19 protein-coding genes are annotated in these 19,940 nt (G+C 70.1%); 11 read left to right on the forward strand and 8 right to left on the reverse strand.

All coding sequences use genetic code 11. The features are described from left to right. The first annotated feature begins 68 nt into the window (after window positions 1-68). Window positions 69-1,172: a DUF6177 family protein gene (locus DEJ08_RS02125; RefSeq protein ID WP_111029676.1), complete on the forward strand. Its 1,104-nt coding sequence runs from the start codon at window positions 69-71 to the stop codon at window positions 1,170-1,172. Window positions 1,173-1,212: 40 nt separating this feature from the next. Beyond that, window positions 1,213-1,509 carry a hypothetical protein gene (locus DEJ08_RS02130; protein ID WP_139196596.1) on the forward strand — a complete coding sequence of 99 codons (297 nt, stop codon included), beginning with the start codon at window positions 1,213-1,215 and terminating at the stop codon, window positions 1,507-1,509. Between the two features lie 36 nt (window positions 1,510-1,545). Here the strand turns inward: DEJ08_RS02130 and DEJ08_RS02135 are convergent, their stop codons facing one another. Both DEJ08_RS02135 and DEJ08_RS02140 read right to left on the reverse strand, forming a co-directional pair. After that, on the reverse strand, window positions 1,546-3,591 hold the full coding sequence (locus tag DEJ08_RS02135; RefSeq protein WP_111029677.1) for a bifunctional copper resistance protein CopD/cytochrome c oxidase assembly protein: 2,046 nt from the start codon (window positions 3,589-3,591) through the stop codon (window positions 1,546-1,548). A 52-nt stretch (window positions 3,592-3,643) separates the two neighbouring features. Then, on the reverse strand, window positions 3,644-4,735 hold the full coding sequence (locus DEJ08_RS02140) for a GNAT family N-acetyltransferase (protein WP_181438925.1): 1,092 nt from the start codon (window positions 4,733-4,735) through the stop codon (window positions 3,644-3,646). Window positions 4,736-4,818: 83 nt separating this feature from the next. On the opposite strand from DEJ08_RS02140, the gene dcd reads away from it, so the two are divergent. The 3 genes from dcd to DEJ08_RS02155 all read left to right on the forward strand — a co-directional run bounded on the left by dcd (window position 4,819) and on the right by DEJ08_RS02155 (window position 6,361). Beyond that, a complete protein-coding gene (gene dcd, locus DEJ08_RS02145) occupies window positions 4,819-5,406 on the forward strand; it encodes a dCTP deaminase (protein WP_027464935.1) in 588 nt (195 codons plus the stop codon). Window positions 5,407-5,498: 92 nt separating this feature from the next. After that, window positions 5,499-6,014 (forward strand): helix-turn-helix domain-containing protein, encoded by a 516-nt coding sequence (locus DEJ08_RS02150; RefSeq protein WP_111029679.1) that lies wholly within the window; start codon window positions 5,499-5,501, stop codon window positions 6,012-6,014. Then, the gene (locus tag DEJ08_RS02155; protein ID WP_111033041.1) at window positions 6,011-6,361 is read left to right on the forward strand and encodes a HepT-like ribonuclease domain-containing protein; all 351 of its coding nucleotides are present in this window, start codon (window positions 6,011-6,013) and stop codon (window positions 6,359-6,361) included. The genes DEJ08_RS02150 and DEJ08_RS02155 overlap by 4 nt, the downstream gene beginning before the upstream one ends. A 177-nt stretch (window positions 6,362-6,538) precedes the next feature. Here the strand turns inward: DEJ08_RS02155 and DEJ08_RS02160 are convergent, their stop codons facing one another. The 6 genes from DEJ08_RS02160 to idi all read right to left on the reverse strand — a co-directional run bounded on the left by DEJ08_RS02160 (window position 6,539) and on the right by idi (window position 14,565). Further along, a complete protein-coding gene (locus DEJ08_RS02160) occupies window positions 6,539-7,642 on the reverse strand; it encodes a substrate-binding domain-containing protein (RefSeq protein WP_111053894.1) in 1,104 nt (367 codons plus the stop codon). A gap of 61 nt (window positions 7,643-7,703) precedes the next feature. Next, a complete protein-coding gene (gene mmsB, locus DEJ08_RS02165) occupies window positions 7,704-8,996 on the reverse strand; it encodes a multiple monosaccharide ABC transporter permease (protein WP_111046218.1) in 1,293 nt (430 codons plus the stop codon). Then, window positions 8,993-10,516, reverse strand: a complete 1,524-nt coding sequence (mmsA, locus tag DEJ08_RS02170; protein WP_042538695.1) for a multiple monosaccharide ABC transporter ATP-binding protein — start codon at window positions 10,514-10,516, stop codon at window positions 8,993-8,995. Before mmsA ends, mmsB begins: the two co-directional genes overlap by 4 nt. 1,074 nt (window positions 10,517-11,590) lie before the next feature. Next, on the reverse strand, window positions 11,591-12,610 hold the full coding sequence (locus DEJ08_RS02175; protein ID WP_017886425.1) for a LacI family DNA-binding transcriptional regulator: 1,020 nt from the start codon (window positions 12,608-12,610) through the stop codon (window positions 11,591-11,593). Window positions 12,611-12,726: 116 nt separating this feature from the next. Continuing rightward, on the reverse strand, window positions 12,727-13,776 hold the full coding sequence (locus DEJ08_RS02180; RefSeq protein WP_071404930.1) for a magnesium and cobalt transport protein CorA: 1,050 nt from the start codon (window positions 13,774-13,776) through the stop codon (window positions 12,727-12,729). A gap of 246 nt (window positions 13,777-14,022) precedes the next feature. After that, a complete protein-coding gene (idi, locus tag DEJ08_RS02185) occupies window positions 14,023-14,565 on the reverse strand; it encodes an isopentenyl-diphosphate Delta-isomerase (RefSeq protein WP_110864939.1) in 543 nt (180 codons plus the stop codon). 21 nt (window positions 14,566-14,586) lie between these two features. On the opposite strand from idi, the gene DEJ08_RS02190 reads away from it, so the two are divergent. Genes DEJ08_RS02190 through DEJ08_RS02215 form a run of 6 tightly spaced genes read left to right on the forward strand, consistent with a single transcriptional unit; the run spans window position 14,587 to window position 19,882 of the window. Next, the gene (locus DEJ08_RS02190; protein ID WP_071404931.1) at window positions 14,587-15,645 is read left to right on the forward strand and encodes a polyprenyl synthetase family protein; all 1,059 of its coding nucleotides are present in this window, start codon (window positions 14,587-14,589) and stop codon (window positions 15,643-15,645) included. Continuing rightward, window positions 15,642-16,580 (forward strand): phytoene/squalene synthase family protein, encoded by a 939-nt coding sequence (locus DEJ08_RS02195; protein WP_110858704.1) that lies wholly within the window; start codon window positions 15,642-15,644, stop codon window positions 16,578-16,580. The genes DEJ08_RS02190 and DEJ08_RS02195 overlap by 4 nt, the downstream gene beginning before the upstream one ends. Next, window positions 16,577-18,217, forward strand: a complete 1,641-nt coding sequence (gene crtI, locus DEJ08_RS02200; RefSeq protein ID WP_111053893.1) for a phytoene desaturase family protein — start codon at window positions 16,577-16,579, stop codon at window positions 18,215-18,217. Before DEJ08_RS02195 ends, crtI begins: the two co-directional genes overlap by 4 nt. After that, a complete protein-coding gene (locus DEJ08_RS02205) occupies window positions 18,217-18,549 on the forward strand; it encodes a lycopene cyclase domain-containing protein (protein ID WP_027464925.1) in 333 nt (110 codons plus the stop codon). Before crtI ends, DEJ08_RS02205 begins: the two co-directional genes overlap by 1 nt. Then, window positions 18,546-18,959: a lycopene cyclase domain-containing protein gene (locus DEJ08_RS02210; RefSeq protein WP_258366990.1), complete on the forward strand. Its 414-nt coding sequence runs from the start codon at window positions 18,546-18,548 to the stop codon at window positions 18,957-18,959. Before DEJ08_RS02205 ends, DEJ08_RS02210 begins: the two co-directional genes overlap by 4 nt. Beyond that, window positions 18,956-19,882 (forward strand): prenyltransferase, encoded by a 927-nt coding sequence (locus DEJ08_RS02215; RefSeq protein ID WP_071404934.1) that lies wholly within the window; start codon window positions 18,956-18,958, stop codon window positions 19,880-19,882. Before DEJ08_RS02210 ends, DEJ08_RS02215 begins: the two co-directional genes overlap by 4 nt. Window positions 19,883-19,940: the final 58 nt, after the last annotated feature.

A 19,940-nucleotide genomic window follows, 5' to 3' on the forward strand; every position in this document is an offset into this window, starting at 1 on the left:
TGACGGACAGGTGTCGCCCCCGTGTGTACCGTCCAGGGAGTTCCAGCCCCGAACCGAGGAGGACCCGGATGGTCAGGCATCCCCTCATCGACGACGTGGTCGGCTCGGCGATCGTGGTCGAGTCCGCCTCGCCCGTCGTGTGGCTGACGGACGCGCTCGCCTCGCTGCTCCGTCGGTCGGCGGACGCCGGACGGACGGTCGTGCTCCGCACCGGCCGGGCCGCGGCGATCACCCCGGCACTCCGTCATGCGCTCGGCGCGTACGGCGCCGCGTGGGCGGTGTCCGACTTCGACGGCACGCTGCGTGACGGCCGGACCGGCGTCGCCGCATCGGACATCGAGGACTTCGTGCACCGCGGCCCCGAACTCGTGGGCACCCCGTCGCCCGAGCACCCCGTCTCGGCCGACTCGGTGCGACAGATCAGCATCGACCTGACCCTCCGCCACCACCCCGGGCGTGCGGTCGACATGGGCTCCGCGATCGAGGCGCTGTGCCACACGGTCGGCACCTGCCCGACGCGGTGGGGCACCGCCGAACCGCTCACCGTGCCGTGGGACCGCTGGGTCGTCACGCAGTACGCGAAGCACGAGGCACCCGGCATCTCGACCTCGTACGCCGTCGGCGAGGGGTTCTCCGCGACGATGACCGCGCACCTGGTCGGCGGGGTCGTCGTCGAGACGATGTCCGCCGTGCTCACCGTGCCCGAGGAGAACACCGACCCGGGGCTGGCGAACCGGATGTTCGACGCCGTGCAGCGGGTCGCCGACCAGGTCGTCCCGGTGTTCGGCGTGGTCATGCAGCGCCGCGGCGACGCCGACCACCTGGTGCGGGCCGTCTCGCACGGCGAACCGTCGCCGCTCGCCGTCGTCGTGGGCCCCGAGGCCGCCGGCTTCCTGGACCGCGACGGCGTCTGGCCGCCACCGCGCACCACGACCGCGACCTTCGCAGCCGGCTCGGCCGCCCGCCCGGATGCCGACGCCGCTGACGACGGCGGCATGATCGTCCGCTTCGAGGACGGCTGGGAAGCGCTCGAGTCGTTCCTCGACCGCATCGACGAGGACCGCTTCCTGCAGCTGGTCGGTGGCGCACCGCTCGACCCCGCGCACGACGAGGGCACGCTCGACGGCCACGTCCGCGACGACCGGATGGTGGGCGGTCAGGGTGCCGCGTGACGTCACCATCCTCTGCCGCCAGCCGGTGGAGACGCGCGAGGTGGCGGAGGCGCTCCTGCTGCACGACGAGACCTGGGGTGTCCGGGCGCTCGACGACGGCCCGATGATGCAGGTCTGCCGTGACGCCACGCACCCGGTGATCACCGTGCTCGGCGTGCGCCGAGTGGACTCCTTCGACGAGGTCGAGCGGATCCTGCCGGACGCCCCGACCCTGGCGACACCGCTGTGGTGGGTCGACACCGTGACCCCCGCCGGCCCCGACGGGGAATCGGGGATCTCGGCCGCGCTCGAGGCCGCGATGGACCTCGACGCGGTCTGCATCGTCCACGGGGACTGACCGGGGCAACGCCCGCCGTGTGACCCGTGCTGCGGGTCAGTCCCGCTTGCTCATCGCCGCCAGGCGCTCGTTGTACGCCTTGAGGTCGGCGTCACCGTCGCGGTCGGCCTTGCGGTCGAGGCGCTTCGCGTCGCGCTTGTCCGAGCGCATCCAGTTCCGGACGACGAGCAGGGCCACGAACACCATCGGGAGCTCCGAAGCGCCCCAGGCGATGCCGCCGCCGGTGTGCTGGTCGTCGAGCAGTGCGGCGTCGTTGGTCTGGCCCAGCGCGTGGAACCAGTCGATCGCGAACACCGACTGCGACGTCATGACCGCGACGCCGAAGAACGCGTGGAACGCCAGGGTGGCCAGCAGGGTGATGATGAGCATCGGGTACGGCGGGCGCTGGGGGCCCGGGTCGACACCGACGAAGACCCAGAAGAACAGGTAGCCGCTCAGGACGAAGTGGATGATCATCGCGACGTGCCACTCGTGCGACTGCATCGCGGCCTGGTACGCCGGCGTGAAGTAGAACACCACGAGGGACCCGGCGAAGATGATCCCGGCGACGGCGGGCTTGCCGAGGAACTGCATCCAACGGGAGTGCACGAAGAGCATGAGCCACTCGCGGGCGCCGCGTGAGCCGTCGTTCCGGACCGGCAGAGTGCGGAGCGCGAGCAGCACCGGGCCGCCGAGCACGAGCGGCAGCGGGACGAACATCATCAGCAGCATGTGCTGGAGCATGTGCGACGAGAAGTGGATCATGCCGTACACGGCAGGGCCGGCCGACGTCGTCCAGATGAACAGGGCGCAGCCGATCAGCCAGGCGATGGTGCGCCCGACGGGCCAGGCGTCGCCGCGCTTCCGCAGCTTGCGCACCGCCAGCAGGTACCAGACGGCCCCGACGACGGCCAGACCGAGCCACACCCAGTCGATGTGCCACTGGGTCAGGTAGGTCTGCGTGGTCTGCGCAGGCGGGAACGGGAACCCGATCAGGCCGGAGCGGGTGTCCTCGCCCGTCGCCGGGGTCTGCGGGATCGGCGGCTGCGAGCGGGACACGGCGACCGAGACACCGATGGCCACGGCCATGAACACGATCTCGGCCAGGGCGAACCGGGTGAACAGGCGGCGGTCGAGCGGCGCGCGGAGGAGCCCGGGCACGAGCTTCCGGCGCTGCACGATCCCCGCGACGCCGAGCAGCACGAGGATGAGCGCCTTGACGGTGATGAGCCAGCCGTACGTGGTCGTGAACAGGTCGAGCGGGCCGGTCAGACGCAGCGACGCGTTGACGATGCCGGAGAACGCCACGGCCCCGAACGACCAGCCGGCGAGCGTCGAGTACCGGGCGATCACGCGTCCGGTCGCGCCCTTGGTGCGGGTGCGGAGCAGGACCACGGCGACCAGGCCACCGGCCCACACGCACACCCCGACCAGGTGGATCGCGAGCGAGTTCACCGCGTTCGCGTGCTCGAGCGACCCGGCGGCGTGACCGGACAGGGCCAGGGGGAGCAGGGCGAACAGGCCGATCACGGTGGCGAACGCCAGGGTCGTCACCCGGGTGGCGAAGGCGGCCACCACCGTGGCGACGAGGATCGCGGCAGCCGAGACCACGAGCGCCTGGCCGATCTCGACCTGGAACGCGAAGAGCATGAAGTTGCGGGCGAACACCGGGCTGGTGAGCGGGACACCGAGGGTGTTCGCGCCGGTCAGGACGATGCTCACCGCGGCGGCCAGGAACCAGACGGCGCCGGTCGCAGCAGCCCACCGGGTCGCACGGTGCTGCACGCTGGACAGGGCGCCGTGGTCCTTCTTCTGCGCGGGCAGCGCGAAGGCGGCGACGATGAGGAGCCCGATGGTCAGCGCCGCCATCGTGTCGTGCACGACGCGGGCGATCGGCAGGCCGTACTCGACGACCTCGCCGGCGGACACCAGCTGCTGACTCGCGCTGAAGGCACCGGTGATCGTCAGCCCGAGGATCGAGCACGCGACGGCCAGCGGGATCGCGATGACGAGGACCGTCGCGACGGTGGACGAGCGCCCGGTGGTGGGGGCGGCGTCCGGCGCTGACCCCGTGGGCTGGGTTTCGGGTGACGTGACGGTCATGACCGTCCAATCGTAGGCGTGTCGGCTGGACGGCGGCCCCTCGGATGCGCGCTCAGACCCGCCGTTCCCAGATGCCCTCGCAGCCGACGCCGACGAACCCGACGGCCTCGTTCACGTCGAGCATGTGGCGGTTCTCCTCCGCGTTGAACGTGATGACCGAGGGACGCCCCGGGAACCGCCGCTCGAGCTCCTGGATCCCGACGACCTTGAGCAGCCAGCCGAGCCGGTGGCCGCGGTGCTCGCGGAGCACCAGGGTGTCCCACTGCTGTGCCGGCCGTGCGGGGTCGTCCGGCACGGACAGCTGCGTGAAACCGGCCAGGGTGGTCGTCGGCACGTGCTCGACGGCCACGGTGAGCAGGGTGCGCGGTGCCCGGGCGAGCTCGTCCTCGTGCTCCCGGAGCCGTTCGGCGGTCCAGACGTCCTCGGGCTCCTCCATGTCCCCGGCGGGCGCGTCGGTGCTCATCCGGGTATCGAGCAGGGCGATGCCGTCGAGCCACTGCTCCGGCGTGCGACCGGTCCAGGCGTGCACGCGGTACTCCGGCCCGGCGGCAGCAGACGCCCGCTCGTGCAGTCCGCGCACCACGGATGCGTCGGCGGGCAGCGGGAGCCGGCTGATCCGGTTCACCTGGCCGAAGTGCCAGCCGCGGGCGGTCAGGAACCGCACCCCGGCCTCGTCCTCCGGGACGGCGCCGAACCCCGTCGGGGCCTGCACGTACCCGGGACCGGACGCGGGCCCGACCTGCCGCGAGACGGCGTACGTCTTCCACTGCGTGCGGCCGTCGGCGCGGGCCATCGACTCCAGGTGGTCGGCGAGCAGCGTCCCGACACCGCGGCGCTGGTGCTCGGGGACGACGCCGACCGACAGCCAGCAGTTGGTGGTGCCGGGCTCCTGCTTCGTGTCGTACGAGCCCGCACCGACCACGGTGCCGCGGTCGTCGCGGGCGACGACGAGCCGGCTCGGGGCACCCGGTTCGCGGCACAGCGGCAGGTACTCCTCCGGCGTCCAGGCCAACTCGTGCAGCCCGTGCACGGCGGCTTCGGCGCCGTCGGACACCGCGAGCCACTCGGCGAAGGTCGCGACGGTCGCCGGGTCGTCGTCCATCGAGGCGGGCACCGTGATCTCGTCGACGGTGTACGTGCTCATCACTGCTCCGAACGCCGCCCGCGCGGGCGGTGGGCAGCCTGGCAGCATACCGGCGCAACGCCCGCTGCCGCTAGGCTTCGTCCGTGCTGCTCTCCGACCGCGACATCACCGCCCAGCTCGCCGAAGGCCGGATCGGCCTCGACCCGTACGACGCCTCGCTCGTGCAGCCGTCGAGCATCGACGTCCGGCTCGACAAGTTCTTCCGGCTGTTCGACAACCACAAGTACCCGCACATCGACCCCGCGGTGGACCAGCCCGACCTGACCCGCCTGGTCGAGACCGACCCGGACGAGGCGTTCGTGCTGCACCCGGGTGAGTTCGTCCTCGGTTCCACGTTCGAGGTCGTGACGCTGCCCGACGACATCGCGGCGCGGCTCGAGGGCAAGAGCTCGCTCGGCCGCCTCGGCCTCCTGACCCACTCGACCGCGGGCTTCATCGACCCCGGGTTCTCCGGGCACGTGACGCTCGAGCTGTCGAACGTCGCGACCCTGCCCATCAAGCTCTGGCCGGGGATGAAGATCGGGCAGCTCTGCTTCTTCCAGCTGTCGAGCCCGGCCGAGAAGCCCTACGGTTCCGCCGAGTACCAGTCCCGCTACCAGGGTCAGCGCGGCCCGACCGCGTCGCGCTCGGCACAGAACTTCCACCGGGCGGACGTCTCCGACCCCCGCTGACGAGCGCCGGACCGTCCCGTTCCGTCCGGGCCTGCACAGACCCGTCGGTTCCACCGGCAGACGAAATGTCGCATGCTGTGTATCGTTGCAGCATGTCCGCTGTTCCCCCACGGTCCGCCCCGCCGCTGTCGGCCGCGGTGCTCATCCGCGACGCCCGTGAACGCGCCGAACTGACCCAGGTCCAGCTCGCCCAGCGCGCCGGCGTCACGCAGAGCGTCATCAGCACCTACGAGAACGGTCGGCGCGAACCGTCGCTCGCAGCCCTGCAGCGGATGCTCCGCGCGGCGGGCTTCACGACGACGATCGACCTGCAGCCGGTCGAGGAACCCCCGCCGCTCCTCGAGCGCGTGGTCGCGGCCCGGCAGGACCTCCTCGAGATCGTGCAGCGGTTCGGCGGGCGGAATCCCCGCATCTTCGGCAGCGTCGCCCGGGGTGAGGACGGTCCGGACAGCGACGTCGACCTGATGGTCGACGTCGACGCGGGGCTCGGCATCTTCGCGCTGATGCGCATCCAGGACGCCGCCGAACGGTTGCTCGGGGTCCGGGTCGACGTGGTCGACGCCGCGGGCATGCGCCCAGGGGTCGTCCGGACCGCGGTGCCGCTGTGAGTGCCCAGCCCGGCGGTGTCCGCCGTGCCGTCGCCGACCGCCTCGACGACGTCATCCGGGCGTGCGAGGCGATCCGGCGCTACATCGACGACGAGCGGGTGCCCGAGGACCTGGTGCACGACGCGGTCCGGATGCGCCTGGTCGAGATCGGTGAGGCGGTCCGGGTGCTCCCCGCCGGGGTCACCGCGAGCGAGCCCGGCATCCCGTGGTCGCGCGTGTCCGACCTGGGGGAGCGGCTGACCCGGCGGTACTTCGACACGACGCGTGCGCTGGTGTTCGGCACCGCCCGCACCGACGTCCCGCACCTCGCCGACGCCGCGCGCCGGTTGCGCGCTGCCCACCCCTGACGGACGCGGGCGCGGACCGGACGCGGCCACGTGCCCTGGGCGGACCACACGGCGGACTGGAGGCACGGATCACGACGTGCACCGAGCCTCCCGTCCGCCGTGTGGCCGGCCCCCGGACGACGCAGGACGGCCCCGTCTCGCCGAGGCGAGACGGGGCCGTCCGTGGTGCTGGGGAGATCAGCCCTTCTTGGCGAGCTCCTCGAGGGTGTCGTTGCCCTTGTAGGCCTCGACGGCGTTGTCCTTGGTGACCAGGACCGGCGTGAGCTCGATCGCGGGGACCGTCTTCTTGCCGTTGTAGTTGTTCGTCTTGTCCATCTTCGTGTCGGGCTTGTCGCCCTTCGACAGCGTGGAGACGAGGTCGACGGCCGCCTGGGCCTCCTTCGACGTGTCCTTGAAGATCGTCGAGTACTGCGTGCCCTTCATGATGAGCGGGATGGACGCGGTCTCCGAGTCCTGGCCCGTCACGACGGGGTTGTCCTTGCCGGCGGCCTTGGTCGCGGTGAGGATCGCACGGGCGAGGGTGTCGTTCGGCGACAGGACGCCGTCGAGCTCGGTGTCACCCGTGTAGTACTGCGAGAGCAGGTCGGTCATGCGCGACTGGGCCTTCTGCGCGAGCCAGCCCTGCGTGACGACCTTCTGGAACGTGGTCTGACCGGAGACGACCTTGATCGTGCCGTCGTCGATCTTCGGCTGCAGGACGTCCATCGCACCGTTGAAGAACACGGTCGCGTTGGCGTCGTCCGGCGAACCGGCGAAGAGCTCGACGTTGTACGGCTTGTCGCCCTTCTTCTCCTCGAGGCCCTTGAGCAGCGCCTCGGCCTGGAGCTGGCCGACCTTGAAGTTGTTGAACGCCACGTAGTAGTCGACGTTCTTCGTGTTCAGGATGTTGCGGTCCCAGGCGATGACGACGGCGCCACGGTCCTTGGCGGACTTGACCTGCGCGGTCAGCTGCGAACCGTCGGCGGCACCGATGATGACGGCCTTGGCGCCCTTGGTGATCATGCCCGAGATCTGCGACTGCTGGTCGGGGACCGGGTTGCCGGCGTTGGCGTACTGGATGTCGGCCTTGAAGCCGGCGTCCTCGATCGACTTCTTGAACGCGGCGCCCGCGAGGACCCAGTTCTGCGAGGTCTTGGCCGGCAGGGCGACGCCGATGAGGTCGCCCTTCTTGATGGTGCTGGTGCTGCCGGCGTCGTCGGACGAGCCGCGTGCCGAGCAACCGCTGAGGGCGAGGCCCGCGATGAGCGCCAGGCTGAGGCCGGCGACGATCTTCTTGCGCATGTGATTGCTTTCTCTTCGTTGAGGAGGTGTGGGGCCGAGGCCCCGGTGTGGGGAGTTGGGACTAGGGGAGGGTGATCTTGTCCGGCTGGTCCTCGATGGACCGCGGCTGCTGGGCGGCCACCGTGTTCTGCTCGGTGTCCTTCCGCTGGAACTGCCGCATCATGCCGCCGATCAGCGACGGGCGTCCCTGCGACTTCGAGTAGACGTCGAAGGCGACGGCGACGAGCAGGACCAGGCCGCGGATGATCTGCACCTGGTTCGACTCGAGGCCCATGAGCTGCAGACCGTTCGACAGCAGCGCCATCACGAGACCACCGATGATCGAGCCGGAGATCGTGCCGACACCACCGGCGACCGCCGCGCCACCGACGAACACGGCGGCGATCGCGTCGAGCTCCCAGCCGGTGCCGTCCGCGGGGCCCGAGGCGCCGGAGTAGGCGACGAACACCATGCCGGCGATCGCGGCGAGGACCGACATGTTCATCATGACGAAGAAGTTGACCTTCTTCGCGGAGACACCGGACAGGACGGCGGCGTTCGCGTTGCCACCGACGGCGTAGACCTGGCGACCGAAGATCGTGTTCTTCGTGACGAAGCCGTAGACGATGGTCAGGACACCGAGGATGATCGCGACGATCGGGACCGAGGTGCCGACCGGGCCGGCACCGAACAGGTACGTCGCGACGAGCGTGACGGCGACCAGGATGCCGGTGCGGACGATCGAGACCCACAGCGGCGGGACCTCTGCCTGCATCTTCCGGCGGCGGGCGCGGCCGCGGGCCTCGATGATGATGAGTGCGAGGATCGTGACGAGCCCGATGAGCAGCGTGCCGTTGCTGTAGCCGAAGTCGGGGCCGAAGTCACCGAGGAAGCCGGCGCCGATCGGGGTGAAGCCGTTCGGCACGGGGACGGACGTCGAGTTGCCGATGATCTGGTTCACGCCACGGAAGATGAGCTGACCGGCCAGCGTCACGATGAAGGCCGGGACCTTCACGAACGCGACCCAGAAGCCCTGCCACGCACCGATCAGGGCACCGCACGCGAGACCCAGGATGATGGCGGCCCACACCGGGAAGTCCCACACGGCCATGGACTGCGCCACGACGATGCCGACGACCGCTGCGACCGAACCCACCGACAGGTCGATGTGCCCCGCGATGATGACCATGACCATGCCGAGCGCCAGGATCAGGATGTAGGAGTACTGCAGGAACAGGTTGATGACGTTGGTCGGCTCGAGGATGAGCCCGTTCGTCGTGACCGAGAAGAAGATCAGCAGCACGATGAGGGCGATGATCATGCCGTACTGGCCGATGCTGTTGCCCTTGCCGAAGAGCAGTTTCAGGTTGTTCATGAGGCGGTGGCGCCCTTCCGCGCGGAGGTCATGCTGCGCATGAGCGATTCGGGATCGGCCTGGTCGGCCGGGAGGTCAGCGGTGATCTGGCCCTCGAAGATGGTGTAGATCCGGTCGGAGAGACCGAGGAGTTCGGGGAGCTCGGACGAGATGAGGATGATGCCCTTCCCCTCGGCCGCGAGCTGCTGGATGATCCCGTAGATCTCGAACTTGGCACCCACGTCGATGCCGCGGGTGGGCTCGTCGAGGATCAGGATGTCGGGGTCGGTGAACATCCACTTGGACAGGACGACCTTCTGCTGGTTGCCACCAGAGAGCTTGCCGACGTTGTCCTCGACGCTCGGCACCTTGGTGCGGAGCATCTTGCGGTACTTCTCGGCGACCGAGTACTCCTCGAGCGAGTCGACGACACCGGCCTTCGAGATCTTCTGCAGGTCGGCGGCGACCGTCGAGCGCTTCACGGTGTCGAGCAGGTTCAGGCCGAGCGCCTTGCGGTCCTCGGAGACGTAGCCGATGCCGTTCTCGATCGCCTGCTGGACGTTCGTGACCTTGATCTCGCGGCCGTCCTTGATGATCTGGCCGTCGAGCCAGGTGCCGTAGGAGCGACCGAACAGGCTCATCGCCAGCTCGGTGCGTCCGGCGCCCATCAGGCCGGCGAAGCCGACGATCTCGCCCTTGCGGACGTGGAAGTTCGATGCCTTGCAGACCAGACGCGACGGGTCGATCGGGTGCTGCACCGTCCAGTTGCGGACCTCGAAGAAGGTCTCGCCGATCTTCGGGGTGCGGTCCGGGAAGCGCGACTCGAGCGAGCGGCCCACCATGCCGCGGATGATGCGGTCCTCGTTGACGCCGTCCGCCTTGACGTTGAGCGTCTCGATGGCCTTACCGTCGCGGATGATCGTGATCTCGTCCGCGATCTGCTCGATCTCGTTGAGCTTGTGGCTGATGATGATGCTCGCGATGCCCTTGGCCTTCAGTCCGACGATCAGGTCGAGCAGGTGCTGGGAGTCGTTCTCGTTGAGCGCGGCGGTCGGCTCGTCGAGGATCAGGAGCTTGACGTCCTTGTGCAGGGCCTTCGCGATCTCGACGAGCTGCTGCTTGCCGACACCGATGTTCTTGATCTGCGTGTCCGGGTCGTCGGCCAGGCCGACGCGGGCGAGCAGGTCCTGCGCACGGAGCTGCGCGGCGGTCCAGTTGATGACGCCAGCGCGGCTCGGCTCGTTGCCCAGGAACAGGTTCTCGGTGATCGAGAGCTCCGGGACGAGCGCCAGCTCCTGGTGGATGATGACGATGCCGGCCTGCTCGGACTGCTTGATGTTCGAGAAGCGGACTTCCTCGCCCTCGTAGACGATCTCGCCGCTGTAGGTGCCGTACGGGTAGACGCCCGACAGGACCTTCATCAGGGTCGACTTGCCGGCGCCGTTCTCGCCGCAGATCGCGTGGATCTCGCCGGCGCGGACGCTGAGGGAGACGTCGGCCAGCGCCTTCACACCAGGGAACTCCTTGGTGATCGAGCGCATCTCGAGGATCGTCTCGGGTGCGGTGATCGACCGGGTCTCGAGGCCGGTGTCGATCGGGGTTGACGCCACAGTGCATCTCCTTCTGCCGCTTCGGTGCGGCAGTGTGTTCGGGTGGTTCTGCTGCGGCAGCGAAAGCACAGGGGGCCTGTGTGGACTTCGTTGTCGCGTCCGGATCCGGCTCGGTGTGACGCTCATGTGAACGGTCACATCGGCTGGACGGAGGCAATTTACGCACAGCCTCGGTGCGGCTGTCAATTCGGATTGGTCGCGTTTTCGTAACGGCATGCGTGATCCGGAGGGAACGTCCCCCGGGTTGGGGCCAGGGGGCTCGGGAGCGCGCGTTTCGTTGCGCGAATCCGCATGCGCGGCCGGGAGGCCCGTGGCGGGCCGGCCGCGGGCCTCCCGTCCGGTTCGTGGTCGCGTCCGGAGCTCCGCTCGCCTTGTCGGAGCGGGCTTGGCTGGCGCTTCCGGGCGTCCCTGGTCGGAAGTTCGTGGCAGGTATGCCCGTTCGTGGCAGGTACTCCGGGGTGGCCGGGTGGTTCCGGGCGTACCGGGTCGTTTCGGGCGTACCTGGTCGTTCCGGGCGTACCTGGACATTCCGGGCGTACCTGGTCGGAAGTTCGTTGCAGGTACGCCCGTTCCTGGCAGGTACTCCGGGGTGGCCGGTTGGTTTCGGGTGTACCGAGACGTTTCGGGTGTACCCAGTCATTCCGGGCGTACCTGGTGTCTTCGGGCGTACCTGGTCGGAAGTTCGTGGCAGGTATGCCCGTTCCTGGCAGGTACTCCGGGGTGGCCGGGTGGTTTCGGGTGTACCGAGACGTTTCGGGCGTACCCAGTCATTCCGGGCGTACCTGGTGTCTTCGGGCGTACCTGGTGTCTTCGGGCGTACCTGGTGTCTTCGGGCGTACCTGGTCGGAAGTTCGTGGCAGGTATGCCCGTTCCTGGCACGTACTCCGCGGTGACCGGGTGGTTCAGGGCGTACCGGGTCGTTTCGGGCGTACCGGGTGTCTCCGGGCGTCCCTGGGCAGAAGTTCGTGGCAGGTACTCCGGGGCGCCGGACCAGCCCGAGGTGCGTCAGCGCGTACGGGGCGCGCTCGTGGAGGCGCGCACGACCAGCTGCGGGACGATGTCGATCGGGCGGAGCAGTTCGCCCTCACTCGGCAGCAGCAGGTCCACGCAGCGACGCCCGAGCTCGGCGAAGTCGACCTGCACCGTGGTGAGCGGTGGCCAGAAGTGCTTCGCCTCGGGGATGTCGTCGTAGCCGACCACGGACAGGTCACCCGGGACGTCGAGCCCGTACGAGCGCGCTGCGTGCATGACGCCGAGCGCCATCTGGTCGTTCGAGCAAAAGATCGCGGTGCAGTCCCGCCACCGCAGCAGCTCGCGGCCGGCGTGGTAGCCGAAGTCGGCGGTCCAGTCGCCCAGGATCGGCGGGGCGACGGCCATGTCGCGGTCGGACATCTCGCGCAGGAACCCCTGCATGCGGGCGTCGGCCTCGATCCAGTCCTGTGGTCCGGCGATGTGCCGGACGTACTCGTGACCCAGGTCGAGCAGGTGCGCGGTCGCGAGTCGTGCGCCCTCCATCTGGTCCACCCACAGGGCCGTCGGGTCCTCGCCGACGCTGGCGCGCATGGTGACGTAGGGGGTGCGGATGCCGAGCTCCGCGATCAGGTCGAAGACCCGCTGCTGGGGCGCGATGACGACGATGCCCTCGACGTCGAGGTCGAGCAGGTGCCCGAGTCCCTCACGCACGGCGGCGTCGGTCGCCTCGGCGATGTTCGCCGTCGTGACCGAGTAGCCGCGGAGCATCGCGGCGTCCTCGATCGCCTGCAGCGCCACGGCGGGACCGTAGTGGGCGCGGCGGGCCGTCAGGACGCCGATCGTGTGGGTCCGGCTCGTGACCAGGGCGCGTGCGGCCCGGTTCGGCCGGTACTGCAGCTGCTCCATGGCCGCCAGGACCTTGTCGCGTGTCTCGGCCCGGATCGCGTCCGAGTTGTTCAGCACCCGCGAGACGGTCTGGTGCGAGACGCCCGCGATCCGTGCGACGTCACGGATGCTGGGCGAACGCGGTTGCTGTGTCCGCGATGACGCCATTGCTGCTCGTTTCCGCCCGGGTGTCGTGGCACATCGATGTGCACGTTCACATCCGGGCCAGATCATTATGCACGTCCGGCGGATCGACGCCACCTGTGCGCCGATCCGCCGTCGGCTCAGAGCCAGTTGCGCTTGCGGAAGATCGCCCAGAGCACGCCCATCAGCAGGAGCATGCCGAGGATCGCGACCGGGTACCCGTAGTGCCAGTGCAGCTCGGGCATGTGGTCGAAGTTCATCCCGTAGACACCGGCGATCAAGCCCGGTGCGAACAGGATCGCCGCCCACGACGAGATCTTCTTGACCTCCTCGCCCTGGCGGTGTGCTGCCCGGGCGAGTTGCCGGCTCTCCTCACCCTGGGCCAGGCTCGCGCTGGTCATCCGGCGCATCGCCTCGTTCTGCTCCTGCGACACCAGGGTGGCGTGCAGGGTCAGGGCGTTCTCGAGCAGGGCGCGGAACGAGTCGACCCGCTCGGTGACACGGAGCGCGTGGTCGTGCACGTTGCGGAGCCGGTGCTGCACGTCGTCGTCGACGCCGTACTTGTCGGCACCGCGGAGCAGCCCCGTGACCATCGCCGGCACCGGGGTGGTGGCCCGCTGGAACGCCAGGACCTCGCTGAGTAGCTGGTAGATGCGCTTCGAGACCCCGGGGTCGACCTGCCCGGCGAACAGCTGGTCCTCGATGGCGTCGATCTGCTCCTGCAGCACCTGGACGACGGGGCCGTAGCCGTCGACGACCTCGTCGAGCACGGCCGCGGTCACGGCCTCGGACCCCTTCGCCAGGAACTCCGGGTCCGCCTCGACCTGTGCCCGCAGCACCGCCAGGTCGGGTCGGGCGGCGTGCCGGACGCTCACGACGAAGTGGTCGCCGACGAACAGGTGCACCTCGCCGAACTCGACGGTGCCCTCGGACGGGTCGAACCAGGCCGGCCGGAGCACCAGGAACAGGGTGTCGCCGTAGCGCTCGAGCTTGGCGCGCTGGTGTCCCTTGCGGGCGTCCTCGACGGCGTTCTCGTGCAGGTCGAACTCGGTGGCGACGGCCTCGAGCTCGTGCGGGTCGGGCCGGAGCAGCCCGATCCACGTCAGGTCGCCACGAGCCGGGCGCGACAGGGTCGACGGAGACTCCACGCGGCGTCCCCGGACGTAGATCGCGTTGTCGATCAGTGCCATGTGCGTGCTCCTTCGGTGGGGAGCAGGCGGGCGCGATGGCGCCCCGGAGGCGATCCGGGGCGGGGCAGGGTCAGCGAGCGGGCGCGACGACCGACACGGGCGGCCGGCCCGATCGAGGATGGTCACCCGGCATCGCGCCTCACCTGCCCTTCTCGTCTCGTCGTGGCGGCGCCCAGAGCGCTGCCGACGGTCGAGCGTACGCCTGCGGCGCGGGTCGGACAACCCGTCGCGGCAGGCGCAGGAGCGTCAGCGCGTGACGTGCAGCCCGGCGGTCTCGAGCTCGGCGAGCTGCCACCCGAGCCACGGGCTCCAGGCGAACGGCGCGCCGGCGACGGCCTGCCTGAGAGAGTCCTCGGACACCCATGCCCACTCGGCGACCTCGTCGTCCGCGGGAGCCGGAGTGTCGTCGGTCACGGCACGGAAGACGGGGCAGACCTCGTTCTCCACGATGCCCGAGGCGTCGACCGCGCGGTACCGGAACTCCGGCAGCACGACCTCGACGTCGCGCACGGTGATGCCGAGCTCGCGGGAGGCCCGACGGCCGATGGCGTCCTCGAAGGACTCGTCCGGACCGGGATGGCCGCAGAAGGTGTTCGTCCACACCCCCGGCCAGGTCTTCTTCGACAGCGCTCGTCGGGTCACCAGGACGTCGCCGTCGGTGTTCCGGACGTGGCACGAGAAGGCCAGGTGCAGGGGCGTGTGGGCAGTGTGGACCGTGAACTTGTCCGCCGTGCCGATCGGGGTACGGTCGTCGGCCAGGAGCACCACGGATTCAGGGAAAGCGTTCATCTGAGTCGATAGGTTAGGCCAATGAGCGAGGAAGCGACCACCGTGCCGCACATCGACCTCGCGCTCGTCGACGACTGCCTCGAGCGCTTCTTCGCCGTGTCGTCGGCACGCGCCGAGCGCTACGGCCGACCGTCCGAAGAACTGTGGCGCGTGCTCCGCAAGGCGAGCATGGGCGGCAAGCGCTTCCGGCCCCGCATGGTCATGACCGCGTACGCCGGCATGGGCGGCACCGACGTGCACGCAGCCGCCAACGTCGCGGCGGCCTACGAACTCCTGCACACCGCACTCGTGGTGCACGACGACGTCATCGACCGCGACTGGTCGCGCCGCGGGCAGCCGAACGTCGCCGGGTCCTTCCGCGACAACGGGACGACGGGCGGCCTGCCGCTGCCGACGGCCGAGCACCGGGGGATGAGTGCCGCCGTGATCGCCGGTGACCTGGCCCTCGCCGGTGCGCCCCGCTTCATCGAGGCCGCTGGCGTCGACGGCACCCGCCGCGAGCGGCTGCTCGAACTGCTCGACGAGGCCGTGTTCGCCAGCGCCGCCGGCGAGATGACCGACGTCGACCTGGCACTCGGCGTGATGCCGACGGTGGACGAAGTCCTGGCCATGGAGCGGGCGAAGACGAGCGTGTACTCGTTCGAGGCCCCGCTGCAGTCCGGTGCCGTCCTGGCCGGCGCCGACGAGGAGATCGTCACCGCCCTCGGGGCCTTCGGTCGCGAGATCGGCATCGCCTACCAGATCGTCGACGACCTGCTCGGGGTCTTCGGCGACGAGACCATGACCGGCAAGACCGTGCTCGGCGACCTGCGCGAGGGCAAGCGCACCATGCTGATCGCGTACGCGGCGACCACGGACTGCTGGCCGGACCTCGAGCCGTACCTCGGCGACCCGGACCTGACCGAGGCCCGTGCGGACGAGGTCCGTGCGACCCTGGTCTCCTGCGGTGCACGCGGCGCCGCGGAAGCACGTGTCGCCGACCACACCGCACTCGCCCGGGCCGAGCTCGCCCGGCTGCCGTACGACCTCGCCGACCGCCTGGAGGCCCTCGTGACCGAACTCGTGGAGCGCGCCCGGTGACCCACAGCACCACCACGGCGACCGGGTCCCGTCCGGCTCGCCTCCAGCTCTACGACGCCACGGCCGAGGCCGCGTCGGGTGTCGTCATCGACCGGTACTCCACGTCGTTCGGCCTGGCGAGCCGCATGCTCGCCCGCGACACGCGCGAGCACATCCGGAACGTCTACGCGCTGGTCCGCGTCGCGGACGAGGTCGTCGACGGCCCCGCGACCGAGGCCGGGCTCGACCGCGAGCTCGCCCGCACGGTGCTCGACGAGCTCGAGGCCGACACCGAACGGGCCATCGCACTCGGCTTCTCGGTGAACCCGGTCGTCCACGCCTTCGCCCGCACGGCCCGCGCCACCGGCTTCGGCGCCGAGCTCACCGCCCCGTTCTTCGCCTCGATGCGCATGGACCTCGACCGCACCGAGCACGACGACGCCTCGTTCGACGCGTACGTGTACGGCTCCGCCGAGGTCGTCGGCCTGATGTGCCTGCGCGCGTTCGTGTACCGCGCCGGTCGGCCGACGTTCGACCAGGCCGAACTCGTCGCCGGTGCACGTGCGCTCGGCGCCGCGTTCCAGAAGGTGAACTTCCTGCGTGACCTGCACGCCGACTTCGAGGTGCTCGGTCGGTCGTACTTCCCGGGCGTCGACATCCGGTCGTTCGACGAGGCCACCAAGGACCGCCTGGTCGCCGACGTGCAGGCCGACCTCGACCACGCAGCGCGGACGATCCGGCTGCTGCCGGCCGACGCCCGCAACGCGGTCGGACTCGCGCACGCGCTGTTCCAGGAACTCAACGACCGCCTCGCGCGCACGCCGGCGAGCCGCCTCGTCACGACGCGCGTGCGCGTCCCCAACCCGGTGAAGGTGCGCCTCGCGGCGCAGGTCCTCGCCGGACGCGCACCGCTCCGGTCGCGCGTCACCACCCACCGGCCGGGAGGCTCCTCATGACCCCGCCCCGCGCCTCCCGACCGACGACGGTCGCCACCACCACCCGGCGCAAGGTGCCCGCTCGCCGCGCCGTCGTCATCGGCGGCGGCATCAGCGGCCTGGCGGCCGCCGCGCTGCTCGCACGCGACGGCTTCTCGGTGACGGTGCTCGAGCAGCGCACGCAGCTCGGCGGCCGTGCCGGCTCGTGGGAGCAGGACGGGTTCCGGTTCGACACCGGGCCGTCGTGGTATCTCATGCCCGAGGTCTTCGACCACTTCTTCCAGCTGCTGGGAACGTCGGCCGAGGCCGAACTCGACCTGGTGAAGCTCGACCCCGGCTACCGCGTCTACAGCGAGGGCCACGACGAGCCGATCGACCTGCGCGCCGACGCCGAGGCCAACATCGCGCTGTTCGAGTCCATCGAGCCCGGTGCCGGCGAGCGGATGCGGAAGTACCTCGCGTCGGCCGAGGACACCTACACGATGGCCGTGCGCCGGTTCCTCTACACGAGCTTCCAGGACCTCACGAAGCTCGCCGCACCCGACGTCCTGCGTCGTCTGCCCAAGCTCGCGCGCCTGCTGCTCGAGCCGCTCTCCACCTTCGCCGAGACCGCGGTGCGCGACCGTCGCCTGTGGCAGATCCTCGGCTACCCGGCGGTGTTCCTCGGCACGAGCCCGTACGCGGCACCGAGCATGTACCACCTGATGAGCCACCTCGACCTGGCCGACGGCGTGCTCTACCCGAAGGGCGGCATCACCGAGGTGATCTCCGCCGTCGAGCGTGTCGCCCGGGCCGAGGGCGCGAAGATCATCGCCGGTGCGAAGGTCGAGCGGATCGTCGTCGAGGACGGCGTCGCCACCGGGGTCGTCCACCGCGACCGCGACGGTGTGCAGCACACGGCCCCCGCCGACCTCGTGGTCAGCGCTGCCGACATGCAGCACACCGAGATGCAGCTGCTCGAGCGTGAGCACCGCACCCACGGCGCCGACCACTGGAAGAAGCGCGACCCGGGCCCGAGCGCGGTGCTCGTGTACCTCGGCATCGACGGTCCGACGCCGGGCCTGCTGCACCACACCCTGATGTTCACCGCGGACTGGAAGGCGAACTTCGGCGCGATCTTCGGCGACGACCGGCACGTGCCGGACCCCGCCTCGATCTACGTCTGCGCCCCGTCCGAGACCGACCCGAGCGTCTCGCCGCCCGGCACCAGCAACCTGTTCATCCTGGTGCCGCTGCCCGCCGACCTGTCGATCGGCAAGGGCGGCATCGACGGAGCCGGCGACTACCAGGTCGAGCAGATCGCCGACCGTGCCATCGACGTGCTGGCCGAGCGCGCCGGGGTGCCGGACCTGCGCGACCGCATCCGGGTCCGACGGACGATCGGCCCGCGCGACTTCGCCGACGACCTGAACGCCTGGAACGGCTCGATGCTCGGCCCGGCGCACACCCTGAAGCAGAGCGCGTTCTTCCGCGAGAAGAACGCGTCGAAGAAGGTCGAGGGGCTGTACTACGTCGGTGCCTCGACGATCCCGGGCATCGGTCTGCCGATGTGCCTGATCAGCGCCGAGGTCCTGCTCAAGCGCATCCACGGCGACCGGAGCACCGAGCCGCTGCCGACGCCCCTCGGGGCTCAGCGGGACCGGACCGAGACCGCCTGATGCCCGGGGTCTACCTCGCCGGCCTGGTGGTGTCCCTGGTCGGCATGACCGTGCTGGACGCCCGCTTCCGGCTGTTCTTCTGGCGGGCACCGTGGCGGGCGGCGGCCGTGATGGTCGTCGGCGTCGCGTTCTTCATGGTGTGGGACGTCGCCGGTGTCGCTGCCGGCATCTTCTTCATCGGGCCGCAGAACCTGCTCACCGGGGTGCTCCTGGCGCCCGAGGTCCCGCTCGAGGAACTCTTCTTCCTGCTGCTGCTCTGCTACTCGACGATGGACCTGGTCGGTTTCGTCCGGCCCCTGGTGCAGCGGGCAACCGATCGGCGGCGCGCGTGAACGGCACCGGGGCGTACGCGCTCCTGGCCCTGCCGTTCTTCGGCGTCACGGCCGTCGTGGCAGTGGTCGCCGGCGTCGTCGCCGCCCGCCGGGCCCGTGCGGCGGGTCGACGGCCCGTGGTCGGGCGTCGGGTCGCTGTGCTCACGTCCGTGATCGCCGGCGTCGCGCTGCTGCTGATGACGATGGTGTTCGACAACGTCATCGTCACGCTGCGGATCGTCGCCTACGACCCCTCGCTCATCAGCGGTGCCAAGATCGGTGCGATCCCGGTCGAGGACCTCGCCTACGCGATGTCCGCCATCGTGCTGCTGCCCAGCCTGTGGGTCCTGTTCGACCGGACCGGCGCACGCCCCGCGCCCGACCCGACCCCAGCACCAGCGGAGCCAGCACCAGCAGAGGACATGAAGTGAACGCCAGCACCGCCTCCAGGCCGTCGACCCTGCGCGCCCTGTTCGTGTCGTCGCGCCCGATCAGCTGGGTGAACACCGCCTACCCGTTCGGCGCCGCGTACCTGCTCGGCAGCGGGGTCGGTGTCGAGGGCGGCGGCGGGTTCTCGCTCGTCGCGTTCCTGGTCGGCGTCGTGTACTTCCTGGTGCCCTACAACCTGGCGATGTACGGCATCAACGACGTCTTCGACTACGAGTCCGACCTGCGCAACCCGCGCAAGGGCGGCGTCGAGGGCGCCCTGCTCGACAAGAGCGTCCACCGCACCACGCTGTGGGCCGTCGTCGTCACGAACGTCCCCTTCCTCGTCGCGCTCGTGGTGCTCGGCGCGGTCAGCGGCAACGGGCCGTGGTCGTGGCTCGTCCTGGCGATCAGCGTGTTCGCGGTCATCGCGTACTCGGCACCGGGGCTGCGGTTCAAGGAGAAGCCGTTCCTCGACTCGCTGACGTCGAGCACGCACTTCGTGTCGCCGGCGATCTACGGCCTCGCCCTGGCGGGCCCGCACTGGACCGGTGAACTCGTCGCCGTGTGCATCGCGTTCTTCCTGTGGGGCGTGGCCTCGCACGCGTTCGGTGCCGTGCAGGACGTCCTGGCCGACCGTGCCGGTGGCATCGGCTCCGTCGCGACCGTGATCGGCGCCCGGGCCACCGTCCGCCTGGCCTTCGTCGCCTACCTGGTCGCCGGCGTCGCGCTGCTGTTCTCGGCGTTCCCCGGGCCGATCGCCGCGATCGTGGTCATCCCGTACGCGCTCAACGTGCTGCCGTGGTGGAACATCACGGACCAGGGTGCCGAGGCCGCGAACGCCGGGTGGAAGCGCTTCCTCTGGATCAACTACCTGGCGGGCTTCATCGTCACGATGGCACTCATCGCGTACGCCTTCACGCACTGACAGACTGGACGCACGCACCGCGGCGTCCGTGGTGCGTCACCAGTCACGACGGCAGTCA

Source organism: Curtobacterium sp. MCLR17_054 (assembly GCF_003234335.2).
In the GTDB taxonomy this organism is placed as follows: domain Bacteria; phylum Actinomycetota; class Actinomycetes; order Actinomycetales; family Microbacteriaceae; genus Curtobacterium; species Curtobacterium flaccumfaciens.